7 protein-coding genes and 1 pseudogene are annotated in these 14,618 nt (G+C 62.2%); 1 reads left to right on the top strand and 7 read right to left on the bottom strand.

All coding sequences use genetic code 11. The annotated features are described in order from the left end of the window. Positions 1 to 36 precede the first annotated feature (36 nt). Positions 37 to 1,126 (top strand): annotated as a pseudogene (locus GII31_RS10125) (IS256 family transposase); the annotation flags it as partial. 84 nt (positions 1,127 to 1,210) lie between these two features. Here the strand turns inward: GII31_RS10125 and GII31_RS10120 are convergent. The 7 genes from GII31_RS10120 to GII31_RS10090 form a co-directional block, all read right to left on the bottom strand. Beyond that, on the bottom strand, positions 1,211 to 2,068 hold the full coding sequence (locus GII31_RS10120; RefSeq protein ID WP_260840412.1) for a hypothetical protein: 858 nt from the start codon (positions 2,066 to 2,068) through the stop codon (positions 1,211 to 1,213). 68 nt (positions 2,069 to 2,136) lie between these two features. Then, positions 2,137 to 3,575, bottom strand: a protein-coding gene (locus GII31_RS10115; protein ID WP_407649855.1) for an IS3 family transposase whose coding sequence is annotated in 2 segments (ribosomal slippage) — positions 2,137 to 3,203 and positions 3,203 to 3,575 — 1,440 coding nt in all. Because the reading frame shifts where the segments join, the coding sequence is not laid out codon by codon here. Next, positions 3,572 to 5,851, bottom strand: coding sequence for a Z1 domain-containing protein (locus tag GII31_RS10110; protein ID WP_260840411.1), 2,280 nt, complete (start codon positions 5,849 to 5,851; stop codon positions 3,572 to 3,574). Before GII31_RS10110 ends, GII31_RS10115 begins: the two co-directional genes overlap by 4 nt. Before the next feature lies 1 nt (position 5,852). Continuing rightward, the gene (locus GII31_RS10105) at positions 5,853 to 6,758 is read right to left on the bottom strand and encodes a PD-(D/E)XK motif protein (protein WP_246222202.1); all 906 of its coding nucleotides are present in this window, start codon (positions 6,756 to 6,758) and stop codon (positions 5,853 to 5,855) included. A 70-nt stretch (positions 6,759 to 6,828) separates the two neighbouring features. Further along, on the bottom strand, positions 6,829 to 8,346 hold the full coding sequence (locus tag GII31_RS10100) for an ATP-binding protein (RefSeq protein ID WP_246222201.1): 1,518 nt from the start codon (positions 8,344 to 8,346) through the stop codon (positions 6,829 to 6,831). A gap of 8 nt (positions 8,347 to 8,354) precedes the next feature. After that, positions 8,355 to 11,771: a DUF499 domain-containing protein gene (locus GII31_RS10095; RefSeq protein WP_213249149.1), complete on the bottom strand. Its 3,417-nt coding sequence runs from the start codon at positions 11,769 to 11,771 to the stop codon at positions 8,355 to 8,357. Continuing rightward, positions 11,771 to 14,611 carry a DUF1156 domain-containing protein gene (locus GII31_RS10090; RefSeq protein ID WP_260840410.1) on the bottom strand — a complete coding sequence of 947 codons (2,841 nt, stop codon included), beginning with the start codon at positions 14,609 to 14,611 and terminating at the stop codon, positions 11,771 to 11,773. The genes GII31_RS10095 and GII31_RS10090 overlap by 1 nt, the downstream gene beginning before the upstream one ends. Positions 14,612 to 14,618: the final 7 nt, after the last annotated feature.

Raw genomic sequence — 14,618 nt, 5'->3', positions numbered from 1 at the left:
CACGCCGTTCACAACCTCCCTGGGAGCTACAACTAGGAACGCACCGAGAACCGGACCACCCACCGCAACGGGCACCGCAGCAAGACGATCTCGACCACGTCCGGGAATGTCGAACTCAAGATCCCCACGCTGCGGTCCGGATCGTTCTTCCCATCGCTGCTCGAGCACCGCCGGCGGATCGACAAGGCATTGCACGCCGTGATCATGAAGTCCTACGTGCACGGGGTGTCCACTCGTAGTATCGACGACCTCGTCGCCGCACTGGGCGTGACGTCGGGAATCTCGAAGTCGGAGGTCTCCCGGATCTGCGCCGGCCTCGATGACGAGGTCGCCCGATTCCGGGAACGGTGCCTGACGCACACCACCTTCCCGTACGTCTACTTCGATGCCACCTACTGCAAAGTCCGGTTGGGAGCACATGTCCTCTCCCGGGCCCTTGTCGTGGCGACCGGAGTGTCGATCGAGGGCACCGGCGAGGTGTTGGGTACGGCGGTGGGCGACTCGGAGTCGTTCGAGTTCTGGCGCGAGTTCCTCGCCAGCCTCAAGGTTCGGGGCCTGTCGGGAGTGCACCTGACCATCTCCGATGCCCATTCAGATTTGAAAGCTGCTGTGACACAACAATTCACCGGTGCTTCGTGGCAGCGGCGCAGGGTGTATTTCATGCGAAACTTGCAGGGTGCGGTCGCCTCGAAGCATGTGCCGCCGGTGAAGACGATCTTTGCACACACCGATCCGGTCGAGGTGACCGCACAGTGGGATCAGGTCGTGGATACCCTTGTCTGCCTCGGGCCCGAAGGTGGCGTCGATGATGGAATCGGCCAAGCACGACGTGCTCGCGTTCACCGCGTTCCCGCGGGCGCACTGGCAGAAGATCTGGTCGAACAATCCGATCGAGCGGTTGAACAAGGAGATCAAGCGCCGAGCCGACGTCGTGGAGATTTTCCCGAATCCGGTGGCGTTCCTCCGTGTGGCGACGGCGGTGGCGATCGAGCAGCACGACGAGTGGCAGGTCACCCGCCGCTACGTCTCCGATGTCAGCATGACCGAACTCCGGGCGGTGATCGCCGCAAAGGAACACGCCACCACACCCACCCACAAGAAGGTGCAGATGCTCGAAATCAGCTAGCATTCATCATGACTCGTTGATTACTACAGTTGATCCGAAGTCCACCACTCCACGGGGCTCTATCGTGAGATGTCATGTTCCGACCTACAAGTCCGTCACTATCGGATCGTCGGGGAGATCTTTTCGGCGAACCTTGAATGCGATTCGGCCTGCCGGCGCCGACGCCAACGGCAGTGCGCACGAGAACAGCGTCGCAATGTGCTTCGGGTCGGTTACGTCGGGCAACAGTTTCGGGTCGGTCACGCCCTTCGCGTCGTGGAATCGTGCCGATGTGCTGTCACCGGCAAAGGTCAACAGGAATGCGCCGCGTGTCGCGGCCCTGAGGCCCTTGATGTGTGCGTACTCGGGCAGTTCGAGGGCTGCAGCGATCGCGCCGTCGACGTCGATCGTCTCGGCGTCGATTCCATTGGAAAGTGCATACAACGCATCACGCTGACGAGTCGATGAACCCGAGAACTGCCAGGGCCGATCGTCGCGGCGAAATCGACGCATGACCTTCAGCTCACGTCCGCAGACCGTTCTCGTCGGGAGCGAGGCAATCTGAGGCACGATGACCACCCAATCCTTGAGCGTTCCCTCCTTGATCGCCTTACGCATGAACGCAACGTAGGGATCGAACCTGAAGTTGTTCGCCCACCTGAACTTACCGACAACGTCGATCAGCGATTCGGCATCAACTATCCCGTATCGCGCGTACCACGGCCTCGGCGCACCAGCAGGATTGATATAGAAGAACTCTCCGTCGGCATTTGCGGCATCAAGCAGATCCTGCACAGCTTCGAAGTGATGCGAATTGACCTGGTCGTCGTGTTCACCCTGCTGGTTGAAGTCGACGACCTTGCCACCCTCCCCCTGCTCGGTGAGTTCCGCATTGTACATTTTGGTGCCGCTCGTCGGCTTGAGGTACGGCAGGCTTTGATACACCAACGGCGGAACATCCATTGGCCGCACGCGGGGTCTGCCGTCATCGTTGAACCGGAACTTGTCAAGGTGATTGAGTCCAGTGGGTGTTACGCGGCGGCGTGATCGGTCGTGGTGTCGGGCTTGTTGATCCAGGCGCTGGCCGGCAGGTTCAGGATCTTCGGTGTCGGGTCTGCGGGCGTGAATCGTTCGGGGTGGGCCAAACGGGCCGCGGTCAGCACACCAGTTCGCTGCGTTGCTTTGTCGGTGGCGAGGCCGAAGTGGACGTCGGCCGGGGTGTGCAGGCCGATGCCGGTGTGCCGGTGTTCGTGGTTGTACCAGGTCACGAACGTGTCGAGGAAGTCCCGGGCGTGGTGGATGGATCCGAACCTTTGCGGGAACGTGGGCCCGTACTTGAGGGTCTTGAACAGTGATTCGGAGTACGGGTTGTCGTTGGACACCTTCGGTCGCGAATGTGACCGGGTCACCTCGAGGTCCGCGAGCAGCGCTGCGACCGGTTTGCTGGTCATCGATGTTCCCCGGTCGGCGTGCACCACCGTTGGTGTGCCATGAACCCTGAAGACGTCGGTCATGAATTCCACTGCGAGTACTGCTGATTCGCGGGTTTGTACGTGGGCGCCGACAATGTAGCGGGAGTAGATGTCGACCATCACGTAGGCGTCGTAGTAGACGCCCTTGACCGGCCCGGGCAGCTTCGTGATGTCCCAGGTATAGACCTGCCGGGGCCCGGTCGCGACCAGCTCCGGGCAGGTGCGGGTGGGGTGTCGGGCCTGCCGGCGCCGCTCGGTGACCTGTTTGTTCTCCCGCAGGATCCGGTACATCGTCGATACCGAACACAGGTAGATGCCCTCGTCGAGCAGCTGCGCATACACCTCGAGCGGGGCCTGGTCGACGAACCGGTCACAGTTCAACATCGTCAACACGCGGGCGCGTTCGGCGTCGGTGAGCTTGTTCACGGGCACCTTCCTCGCGGCCGGTGCCGGCCACTGCCTGCGCGCCCTGCTGCGGGCGGCGGTAGATCGCGTCACCGCCGTCAGCGAGGTGGCTGCCCGGGTGCTCACGCCGGCCTCGGTCAGGTCGTGATGGGTGGCCATCAGTGCTTCTTGCGCGGCTCGTCGGTGTCCGCGCTCTCGGAGATCTGTTCCAAGAGCGCGTGCGCTTTTCCCATGATCTCCAGAGCCGCCTCGGTGGTGGCCAACCGCTTGCCGGTCCTGTCGAGTTCGCGTTTGAGTCGGGCGATCTCGACCTGCTCGGCGGTGAGCTTGCCGATCTTCACCCCAGCGGGTTTGCCGTCGAGGACACCGGCGTCGCGTTGTTTGCGCCATTCGCTGATCAGCGACGAGTACAGGCCCTCGGTACGCAGGTAGGCGCCGCCCTCGCCGCGCTCACAGGCCTGTTCATATGCGGCCAGGTGGGCGAGTTTGTCCGCCGGGGTGAACGTGCGGCGTCGGCGCGGACCGTCAGAACGCGGATGCGAGGAATCCATGCAGGCATTGTCCCCGGCCACGGCCAGGCTGGAAATTGTCATCGTGGGGTTGATCCGTATCTCGCCCTGCAGGCGGGTTTGCTCTGAACCGCTGGACTCAACTCACCCTGACACGCAGGGAACCCCTGAAAGCGGCGGAGTTCCTCACGAAAATCCTCTTCGTCGCGCACTACCGCCTGGAACGACCGATACAGGTCGACAACGGTATTTCTCGGGCCGGGTACGTTGCGGCCGATATACAGTCGTACCAGGTCACGATAACCTGCCCGATATCCGAACCAGCGTCCCATCTGCATGAGTGTGTCGGCTGCCATCGTCCTGCGTGTGTAGTAGGACACCGTCAGGCCTTCGACCGTGAAGCCCCGAGAAAGCTTGGCACCGCCGACCAGGATCTTCCACACATCCCCGGCCTGAAAGTTGATGTCGTCCTGCAGGTAGTCCTTCTCCGCCACCCCGTTGACGATGACGACGGGGTTCACTCCCTCCTGGATCTTGTCCACCGCGTGCCCGATGTGGGTGATCAGGTCGGCGAAGGCGGCGATCGCGGGGGCCTCCGGAGCACGAGCCTCGGTCACCTGTCGGAAGTCTGCGTTCCACAAGTCCTGGAGTCGCTTGAGACCCATCGGCAGGTCGTAGCCTGCCGACGCCCACACTTTGCGGATGTCGTTGGCCAGCGCCGCGTGCTCGGCCGTGTTGACCGACTCGTGGACGAGCATCGTGTGGTGGCGGAAGAGTTTCGGCTGTCCGAGGACCGAGGATCGGTGTAGCTTGACTGCCCCGGCTAGGACGTACGCGTCGAGAGCCTGGAGCATTTCCTTGTCCCGCGCGTCCATATCATCCGGGTCGGCCACCAGGGAGCGCACGAATGCCTTCTCGTTGGAGTTTGCGACGGTCCGTTCCTCGTCGGCTGTGTCGTCGACGTCCGGGACTTCGTCGTCGAGATCGTGAAACGATTTTCCGCCCATATAGCCCGGCGGTGGATCGAGGCTGACGATGAAGTCCTTCGGAAACAGGTCTTCCGAGTCCTCAGGGTCAACAAAGACGTTCGCAAAAGGAGTTGCTGTGTAGCCGATATATTGTGCGCGCTTCAGTCGGATCAGTAGCTCTGAAATCCAACCATTGATTGCGGTGCGCTCTCTTGCCTCCTTGGACTCTTTGTCTTTCGGTTTCTTCGGTCTGGTGGTATTGATCGATGCCTGATCGGCTTCATCATCGATAATGAGCGTAGGGATCTCACCGAGATCCGTTTTTGTGGACTTCAAGTCACTGACGAGCTTCTTCAGAACTGTCGAATTCTTCTTGACGACGGCGATACGAATGTCCGGCCGGTAGAGGTTGAGCGGATCGTACAGCGGACGGGCCGGATCAACGAGGTGGTCGGTCTGACGGAAATCAAGGAAGCCCAGACCGGCCTTGAGAAGTTTGTAGTCGTCGCTGGCTCCCGTCAACCGGCGGATTCCGGGGAACCCGAGTTCCCTGGGGTCCTTTCCGTAGGAGACGAACTTTCCGTCCAACCAATCGATGTCACCGCTACCTATGTAGTCGACGGTCGCGGTCAGCTCATCGTCATCTCGGGGCACGCCGCCGAGAATGTTCTCCTCCCCCACGAGTTCCATGTCAAGGCGCCGCTGGGTCTGACTGCGCAGCAACTCGATCGTCCCGGTGAGAACGATGATGAGCTTATAGCCGGCGTCTATCGCCTTCGCGATGACACCGGTGAAGTTCGCGGTCTTTCCGGACTGAACGTGCCCGACCACGAGACCTTTCGACTGGTAGGGCTCGTCCCGTTCGGGATTCGCGAGCCGTTTGACCACCTCGTCGGTGGCGCGGCTCAATTCGCCGATCGCCGTGGCATCCCACCCCTTCGATTCCAGGACGCCCCGGTATCCGTCCCAATAGAAGGAACGGACTCCCTCCGTGTGGTACCAGGGGTCCCAGTCCGCCGGTTTGTCGGAGATTACTGTGGCCCCCGACAGGCTCACTTGGAAAGCGTGGTTTATCCGCTCCTGAGCGCGGTCTGAAAACCCAAGTGCAGTAAGGGCATTGCTCCGCCGCTCCACCGAGTGCTCTGGCGCGCCGGGCGCCCAAGCGGCGTCAGACACCGCATCCCACTTGGACAGCTGGATGTGGAACTCGAAACGGGCCGGGCTGTTGGAATCCGCGGAGGTGATCGCATCGACGAGATCAGTCTCCGAGAAATCGTCGCCCACGCCCGCGTCGTCCAGTTCGAACCGTACTCGCTTGAGCATCGGCTTGGGTTCGCTCTTGCTCATACCGCGGACGACACTCACGATTGCATCGGTGTACGGATCGGTCACGTCACGCCTCCTGCGTAGGTGTTGCACTGATGAATCCGGTGAGCGGTTCCCCCGGGTCTCCGGGCATACGCGAGGAGACGTCAACACGGTACGTCACGGCACTGACAAGGTCGCTGTGCGGAACGACCGAATGCAGGCGGCCGGGCGTCACCGCAGGGAAATCGTCGTCGACGAGGTATGCTGCCGGGGTGGTACGGAGGACGTACGCGGTCGGATAGATTGCGGCGTCGTCGTCTTCCCAGCCCACTGAGGCCAGGTATGTCGCGTACCGTTCGCGTGTTGCGGTCAGGCGGTCGCGGATGTCCTGTATCAGGCCGGGGAGGGTGAACCCGTTCGGATCGCCTCCGGCACGAATGACCTGGATCGATACCAGCCACAACGGCCGACCGGGGCTCGGTTCGAGTTGACTTGCGCCGTTGATGACGTGGACTCGGGTCTCACCCAAAGTGGTTTTCACTTCGGCGTCGAAGGCGGGAAACGCATAGTCACGATCTTCGGCCAGCGGGCCCAACCACCAGTCAATGATGGTGTCCTCGTCGAAAGTGTCCAGCATGGCGCTGAACACCAGAAGTTCACCGACCAGCCCTATCTGCTTCTCCGTCGACAGTCGAGGCTTGGCGGCGAGGATCGCTTTCATGTTGGTCATCGCAGCCGACGTTGCGGCGGCGAAGGTCGCGCCACCGTGCATCGCCTGGACGATGGACAGCATCAGTCCGTATGCCTCGGCGTGCATATTGCGCGCGTCAACGGTGAACCGACCCCAGTCACACCCGTTTCGAGTCTCGACACCGGTGCTTACTCGCTTTAGTGCGGCAGTGTCCTGAACCATGCCGGTGTGCGGAGTCAGCAGTGAGATCTTTTGCCCGGGACCGTCGATCCTGATGATGATCTCGGGGGTCTCGCTCACAGTGTGGGTCGTAACGGTCCCGCTCCGAAAGTATTTCTCCAATGTGTCCGGATTCAGTTTCCATGACGGTTCACTCATCGTGCGTTGTCACCTTCCCTTGCGCATGTTGCTCGTGAACTGCGGCGAGGAGAATTGCCTGCCAAGCGACGTTCTCACGCTTCTTTTTCGCTCCGCCGCCGGTGCCGACGAAGTGGTCTTCGAGCAGCAGCAGCAGCAGGCTCTTGACCAGCGGCGCGTCGTCGATGTCGAGGCTGGGGTGCCCCACGATGGCAGACCGGTACCTGGCGTTCAGGACAAGCCGATGATCATCGAGGTCGATGGCGTAAATCTGGTCGGCAGGTAGGAGACTCCACCGGATGTCGATCAGGTAGCCGTCGTTGGGTTCGGTGTGGGTGGCGAACGCAACCTTAACCGAAACCGGTAGCCCGTCGCCCGGCATGGGCGCCTCGATCGGCGAGGCCACGCGTTGCTTGGAAACCTTCTCGGCTCGCCTCGCATCCTCCCGGAAGGATTCGAGCGTCGTATTGTCCGCTGTCCGTGCGTGTACGAATGCGCTACGCAGTTCGTCGTCGAACGTCGTCCCGACCTTTTCGGGGTTGATCGTCACATGACGTTCCAGCTCGACTGAAAGGTCGAATGCCACGCGCGCATAACCCAGGTCAGTACTCGGCGTAGCCAGCCCGTTCCAACCACCGGTCTGTAGGAGTCGGTCGTTGCGGTAGATGTAGAGTCCCTGGGACTCGCTCTCCGAGCGCCCGCCCTGCACCAATCCCATGCTCTTGTCGTGATGGGGCCAAATGTGCAATCGGGCCACGCCGGTCACGCCCCCGACTACGACGGGCAAGTCCTTGGGGTACCCGGGCCGTCCCGCACCTCGATGGGCGAACGGATCGATGGGACGGACCGGCCGAGGCGGGCCGGGAAAGTTGAGTTCCACATCGAAGGTGTCGATGACCAGTGTCAGGTCGCCGCGTTCCAGTATCCGATGCAGCACAAGGCCGAGATGATTGACCAATGTCTGGACGGTTTCGTTGGTCCACATCCGCTGTTCGACGTCACTTGACGAGGTAAGGAACGTTTGGACGTCCTGCCACTCCACGATGGTGCCGGATTTCATCGGAAATCCGACTTGTGCGTCGGCCAGGTGGTCGGTGGCGTCGGCAACGGAGAATTCCTCAACCACCGGACCTGTGTCGATGGTCTCTCTGCGCAGGCGCCGGCCGACCGGCGGTGAACCGTAGCGCCGCGACCACACGATCAACGTATTTGCCTGACTGAGGGATGCGGCTTTGAGGCCGATACCGAAGTGTCCGAGGTCACCACCTCGGTAGTCCCGTTTCCGCGCGTAGGTCATCGCATTGTCGATGCCCGCCGAGTCCATCCCCGACGCGTCGTCGATTACCCGCAGCCCGACCGGGCGTGCTCCCCGCATCAGGAATCGGACGAGCACGTGCGCGGCGCCGCAGTCGACGCTGTTGTCGACGAGGTCGGCCACTGCGGACGCCAGTGTGTGGTGCCTACCGATCGCCGAAGTGATCGACGGGTCGGGCGGGGCGACCCGGGATCCGATCGGTTGGGGCGCGGACATCGACGCCACTACAGGTCCTTGAAACCGCTGTTCGACACGCCGAGATCGCCGGCGTTCTGCTTCACCGCTCTGACGGTATTGGCGTCGAAGCCGTCGGCTTTCTGCGCATCGACGGTCAACGTGATGTCCAGGACGTCCGGACCGGCGTTTCGTAGTACCTCCAGGATTTCTTGGGCGATCGTGTGCAGGTCGCCGGGCATGTCCGCGGCGGGGTCGACGACATGTCGGAGAGAGAATGTCGCGTTGGCGACCTTGGCGGAAGGCTGCGGCGAGACCGGTTGCACAGGTGGAACTTTGAGTCCCGGTCCCGGACCCGGCGTCGGGGAAGGCGACGGATCGGGAGCCGGTTCGTTCTTCTGTTCGTGTTCACGCTCACGCTGTGCGACTGCAAGATCCGGCCGCACGACCAACGTCTTCTCGTCGAACGGACCGAACTCCGTGTCCTCCACCGGAACTGTCAGTCCGAGGAAGTCGCCGGTGGTCGAGTCGAACCCGGTGGCGAGCGCGAATCCGGTATCGACGAAGGCCGAGTCGAACAGCGTTTCCTCCAGCGCCCTGACCAGCACCGACTTATCGCGCAGCCGGTGTAGGTAGGGGTAGCGGCAGTAGTAGGCCCACAGTTCGGTGAAGCTGATGAATCCTCGTGTCCATCGCGCGCGCAGGAACTCCTCGATGTCCAGGCGGACGACCCGATTGGCGACGTAGGAGTGAGCGGCGTCGACGGAGCCGAGCTTGGTGCCGATGCGTTTGGTGAGGTTCTTCTCCTGTCCGGTGGCCCGTACCTGTCCGACGACGAACGGTGCCTTCGGATCGTCCTGTACCGCGTGCAATCCCCAGATCCAGGTGTGGGCCAGTCGGTCGTCGACCGTCCGATTCTGGGTTTCCAGCATCGACTGCGCTTGTGCGGCTGCCGATTGGGTCAGGTCCAGGCGTGCGGTGTCGCTGAAGATGGAGTTCCATGCAAGGTAGGAGCGCACCGCGGATTCGAGTGTTCCCCATTGTTTGTCGTCCGCCGCAACGGCAACGATGGTATTCACGTTCGAGCGCGGGGCATTGCCGCGTTGCCGTAGCAGGTCGTGCACCCATTTGGAGGCAGCGGAGTCCTTGCCCTTGCCGTTGTGGGTGTATTGCGGCGGCACTACGACCAGGCGCAGATAGTCGGCTTCCTCGACATCCGATGACGTTTCGGGGTGTATGACGTCGGCAATGATGTCGGTGGAGCCTTTGAATGCCCGCTTGAGTCGGGTCGTGACCTCTGCGTGCACTGCATCTGTCGATAGCTGTGCGGCACGTTCTGCGGCGAGCCGGTTGAGCGACGGTTGGGTGTCATACCAGTACCTTCCGTCCTCGGAGTAGTAGTGCGACGACTTCTCCTGCAGGCCGTCCAGCGCAGACCCGATGTTGCCCAGCACATCACCGGGCATCGCGACACCGAGCGTGATGCGTTTGCGGTCTTTGCCCTTGAGTGCGGCATTGAGGGTCGGGGTGGATTCCACGAAGATCGCGCGCGCCGTGCGTAGGGCAAGCGAGCGGTCACCCAGGGCCGGGCGTTCGGCGTCGACGATGCGGGCGACCGCATTCTCACCGTCGATCTCGGACTGGAGGATCGCATCCCAGGCGGTGCCTGCGTATTGCACGATCTCCGAGCGCACCGGTTGTGCGTCCAGGGGAACCGATCCGGCCATGATCAGCGGTGACGGATCTTCGAGTTGGTAGAGCTGATGGACGACGTGGCTCATGAAACGCAGGACGCCCCGAGTGCGTTGAAACTTTTCCAGAGTGGACCAGTCCGAGTAGAGCCTGTCCAACAGTTCAGGGTGAATCGGATACGCAGCCTTGATACGCGCCTCGTAGTCGGACGCCCCGACGCCGGTCGGAAACTCCTTGGGATGGTGGCGGTAGTAGTCGGTGAACCGGCGGGCCGCTGCGGCGATGGTGGCGATCGCCCGCGCATCCGGTTCAACGAAGAGTCGCCGCCGCACGATCTCGTAGGATTCGTCTCGGGTCGCCGGGCTCCACTGGTAGGCGACGCGGCGAATCACGTTGTCCAAGCGTTGTAGGGCGTCATGGCCGCGTTGGCCACCGACTTCCAGATCGCTCGCCGTGGTGGCCTCGGCGTCGGCCGCTCCGCCGGGTACCTCCTTGCGCTCGCTGGCGGGCACCGATACCACCAACAGTGTGCCGGGCACGCTTTCTGCGGCCAACGTCAACGACTGGGCGAACGTGAATTGGGTCTCGAACAGGCCGGCCGCCACGCGGCGTGCCTGGGAGTCCTTCTCGTCGTAGCTGTCGGGGAGTTGTCGGGCGTAGGCAACCCATTCGTCGATCAGTACGACGGCCGGCCCGAACGTGGTGAACAGGTCACGCAGTAGGCTGCCGGGGTTGGTTCCGGTCCGGTCGGCGTCGGCGACGATCGCGTATCCTTCCGCACCACCGAGTTGCCAGGCCAGCTCGCCCCATAGGGTGTGCACCACGGTGCCGTCGGGCTTCTTGGTCGGGGTTCCGGGTGGGATCTCGTTGCCGACCAGCGCGGCCTTGTGCACCGGCTTGCCAAGGACTTCGGTGTTCTCGCCGGCGAGCAACTCCTGTACACCTTGCGGGAACTCGTGCAGCGCACGTCCGGAGAACAGGTGCCACACGGCCAGCATGGAGTGGGTTTTACCGCCACCGAAGGTGGTTTGCAGGTTGATCACCGGGTTGGCGGTCGTCGAACCCGAGATACGGTCCACGGCTCTGCGCAGGAGATCGGTGAGGCCGTCGGTGAGGTAGGTGCGGCGGAAGAACTCGACCGGGTCCTGGTATTCGGCGGCCGCGTTCTGCTGCACGGCGACCGAGTACAGGTCGGCGGCGAACTCGGCGTTGTTGTATCGGCCGGAGGCGACGTCGGGGTGCGGTTCGAGCACGCCCCGCCACGACGGCAGTTCAGCATCGGGTGTGCCGGGGAGCGCCGCCGCAGTGCGCACTGCCTTACGGGTTTGTTGTTCGAAGCTGCCACGCAAAATGTCCAACCGCGACGTGTGGACCGCGTCGGCCTCACGCACCGCACCAATGGCACGCATGACCCGCTCGATCGTGTCCAACGCACGGACCGCGTCGTCGGGCGAGAACGGTTTGAAGTGTGCGACGTCGTTGCGCACTCTGCGCAACTCCCCCACGAAACCCTGCTCACCCCGGGAAAGATGTTTATTGAAGAGGTAACCGAGTGACGAGATGGGTTCGGTAATGATCCGGAACTGATCCTGCGGGTCGGTGCGCGAGTACGACTTTCCCTGAATTCTCTTCTCGGCGTCCTTCGCCGCGAGAAGCACCGTCCAATCCTTGCCTGCCGGCACATATTTGGCTGTGACCTGCTCAATGTACGGGTCGAGGACCTCCGACAGAGCTTGGAGTGCGGTGCGTACAGTCTCGATGTTGCTCTTCGCCATCAGCTCTCATCCTCGTAGTCGATCTCAGTCTGTACTCCGTCCGACTCCTGCACGCGACCCGCAACCTCGGTGAGGTCCGTCCACGATCCGCCGATCAAGTTGAACATGCGCGCGTCGTCGGTCCGGGTCGTCTTGGTCATCTCGTAGAGCCGATACGCCAGGCGCTGCACGGCTTCCATGTCGATCTCGGGGCGGGTGGCCGCAGCCGCCATGAGCTGGGCCGCCGGCTCCAATCCGCCGTCCTCGACCGTCAGCACCCGGCCGAGGTGGCACATCACCTCCCACACCGAAATCCGATCGTCGGTGACCGGGTTCCATGTCTCCGGAAGCTTCACCGGTTCAATGAGCTGCACGTTGCCTTCGCCCTGCGTCAGCACACCCGAGTCGGCGACACCGCGAACAGACGTGTCGTACGAGCGAGCGAGTACGTCGGCGTCGCCGAACAGTCCCTTGTCCCAGCCGTGCTGCTCGTACCACTTAATGCAGAAGCGCGTGTCGGCGTCGAGATCGCCCTCCTGCTCGCCAAGCACCTCATCAAGGGCCTGGTTGATCAATCTGAGCGCAGCCTTGACGGTCATGTCGCTACCGTCGTTCTCAACAACACGTGTGTAGCTCGAGAACACAGCCATACCCGGGCCAATGGTGGCCTGCGTGAGGTCAACCGGGGCGATTGCTCCCTGGCGCAGTTCTTCCAGTGCCTTGGGAAGTTCCTGGCGGAGCGCAGTAAGGAATCCACGCCGTGTGGCCTGCCTCGCGGTTTCGTACCGCGGACGAAGAACTAGGACTATCGATGACGCGAGCGCGTTCGTGCCGACCGAAATCATCCGGCCGCTACGTTCTGACCGCACTGGCCAAGTAGCTGTTATGGACCAGCCCTCGCGGATCATACCTTCCAGAATGGTCGCCCACCCGGTGCTCGTTACTCCCTCTGCAGCAAGTTCCGACTGCTTGAACGCATAGAAGACTGTAATTGGAAAGTCACTAGAAGCGCCATCTCGAGCGCGGGCAAAGACCCGTTCGAAACCTGTCTCAAAGAACTCCTCTGCCCCACCACGTCCACCGTGCCTGTACGGGTTTGCAACCAACTCGTCGGCCTTCGGAACAAGCATAGATGCGAACAACTCAGGTTGAATGGTCCGCAGGGTGATTCGGAGCCACACATAGAAGTAGTCCGACAAATCCGAGTAGCCGATGTTGTCATAATACGGCGGATCAGTTGCAACAACCACGCCCCGGTAGTGACGACTACTTGCATCAGCCTGGGAAACCGTTCCGAGGGGCATTGCAGGCAAAAAGTCCAGCGCGCGCGACACCCAGGTCGCGCTCGACTCCATGTCGCACGGTCCTTTACAGAACGGATTCCCCTCTGCGTAGTCCCAGACCATCGGGAGCGCTTGGCGCGCGAAGGTATCGGAGACGCTCTCCTTTGAGGGCGCCGAATTCCATCGGCAGAGCGCCGAGTTAGTTGAAGCGAGACGAGAAACCGCCATTCCGAGATATGTCGCAACAGCGTCAGCGTACGACTCCGCACCGCTCTCATCGTCTGAACGGCGCCCCCCAGGCGAGAACCCCGACGCAAGTGCATCTTTCAGAACTTGCTCTCGCGCCTCAGACACGAGGTCACTGAACACTGTAAGTGCCACCAGTTGCCGGTTCGTGAACAGGTCAGAGAACTTAGTAAGTCCGTACTGGGGTGGCGAGAACCAACGTGGGTTCTCTGCGAGCTTGCCACCGGGAAGGCGAAGCGGTGCTGCAACGTCGGCAGCTCTGACATGCGCGGGTGTTGCTGGGACGTAGACGCGGCGTCGATTTCCAACAGCTGCGACAGCAAGTAACTGCGTCCCATAACCATTGGCAATTGCGCTTTTCCGGATCTCCGCCAGCGGGCTGAAAGTGCCACACGCGACGCACATTGCGCCACGCGCTGCCAACATCGTTCCGTCAGATTCTTTGGTTGGCGCTTTTCCCATGTCGTGACCGACACTGAATTCAATTCGCCGTCCACTTCGCGCACGCTCATCGTCGACCACTACGGGCACGATATATGCCTCTTTGCCCTTCTTCTTCCCGAGCCACCACGAGCGTACGAGCGGCATCTCGATACCGCAGGCCGGGTTGGGGCAGGTGACGGTGCGAGCCCAGATCCAGGCGATCGTTGTCGCATTCGCCTTCTTGCCTGTCGTCTCGTCCACGATCGTCGCGTCGGGGTACAGGTGGCCGATGCGTTCCTTGGCTTGGTCCCGCATCCAGGCGCCGTACCGGCGCACATCCTCCGCCAGACCCGTCGCTCGCGGCCAGTCGCCCAGCTTCTCCTCGGCCGCTCCCGGAAACACGGGGGGCCGTCCGGCGAATTTCGGCGGTATCTCGATGAGTGCCTTGTTGATGAGTACTGCCACCGGGTTAAGATCGGAGGCGTGAGCCTCCAGGCCGAGCCGCTGCGCCTCCAGCGGGATGGTTCCGCCGCCGGCGAACGGGTCGAGGATCGCCGGCGGGTTGCCGCCCGTGGATTTCAAGATCTCCGCTCGCGCCTCACCGAGTACGGTTTCGTTGTTGACGTTCTCCCACTTGACCAGGCGCCGGATGATCCCATGCAGTCGTTCCCGCTCTACCTTCTGCTCGTCCTCGGTCAGGTCCGGATTGCAGGACGGGTCGTCGACGAGCTGTGCGAACAGTACGGCACGAGCTGCGGCGAGTGGGCGGCGTGCCCACCAGAGGTGCAGTGTCGACGGGTGGCCGTGTCGGATGGACTTCTCCCGAGCGGATTCGGTATTGATGTCCTCCAGCGGAATCGACACCTCGATCAGCTTCTTGCGGATCGGGGCGTCGGGCGTGCTAGTCATTCTTGAA

The sequence above is a fragment of the Gordonia pseudamarae genome (genome assembly GCF_025273675.1).
GTDB lineage: Bacteria > Actinomycetota > Actinomycetes > Mycobacteriales > Mycobacteriaceae > Gordonia > Gordonia pseudamarae.
The sequence above is the reverse complement of the archived record's forward strand: the minus strand, read 5'-3'. Positions and strand labels throughout refer to the sequence as shown.

Excerpts from the sequence above, each read along its gene's own strand:
- GII31_RS10120 (WP_260840412.1), bottom strand. The coding sequence starts at position 2,068 with ATGGATGTTCCGCCGTTGGTGTATCAAAGCCTGCCGTACCTCAAGCCG.
- GII31_RS10100 (WP_246222201.1), bottom strand. The coding sequence starts at position 8,346 with ATGTCCGCGCCCCAACCGATCGGATCCCGGGTCGCCCCGCCCGACCCG.
- GII31_RS10095 (WP_213249149.1), bottom strand. The coding sequence starts at position 11,771 with ATGGCGAAGAGCAACATCGAGACTGTACGCACCGCACTCCAAGCTCTG.
- GII31_RS10090 (WP_260840410.1), bottom strand. The coding sequence starts at position 14,611 with ATGACTAGCACGCCCGACGCCCCGATCCGCAAGAAGCTGATCGAGGTG.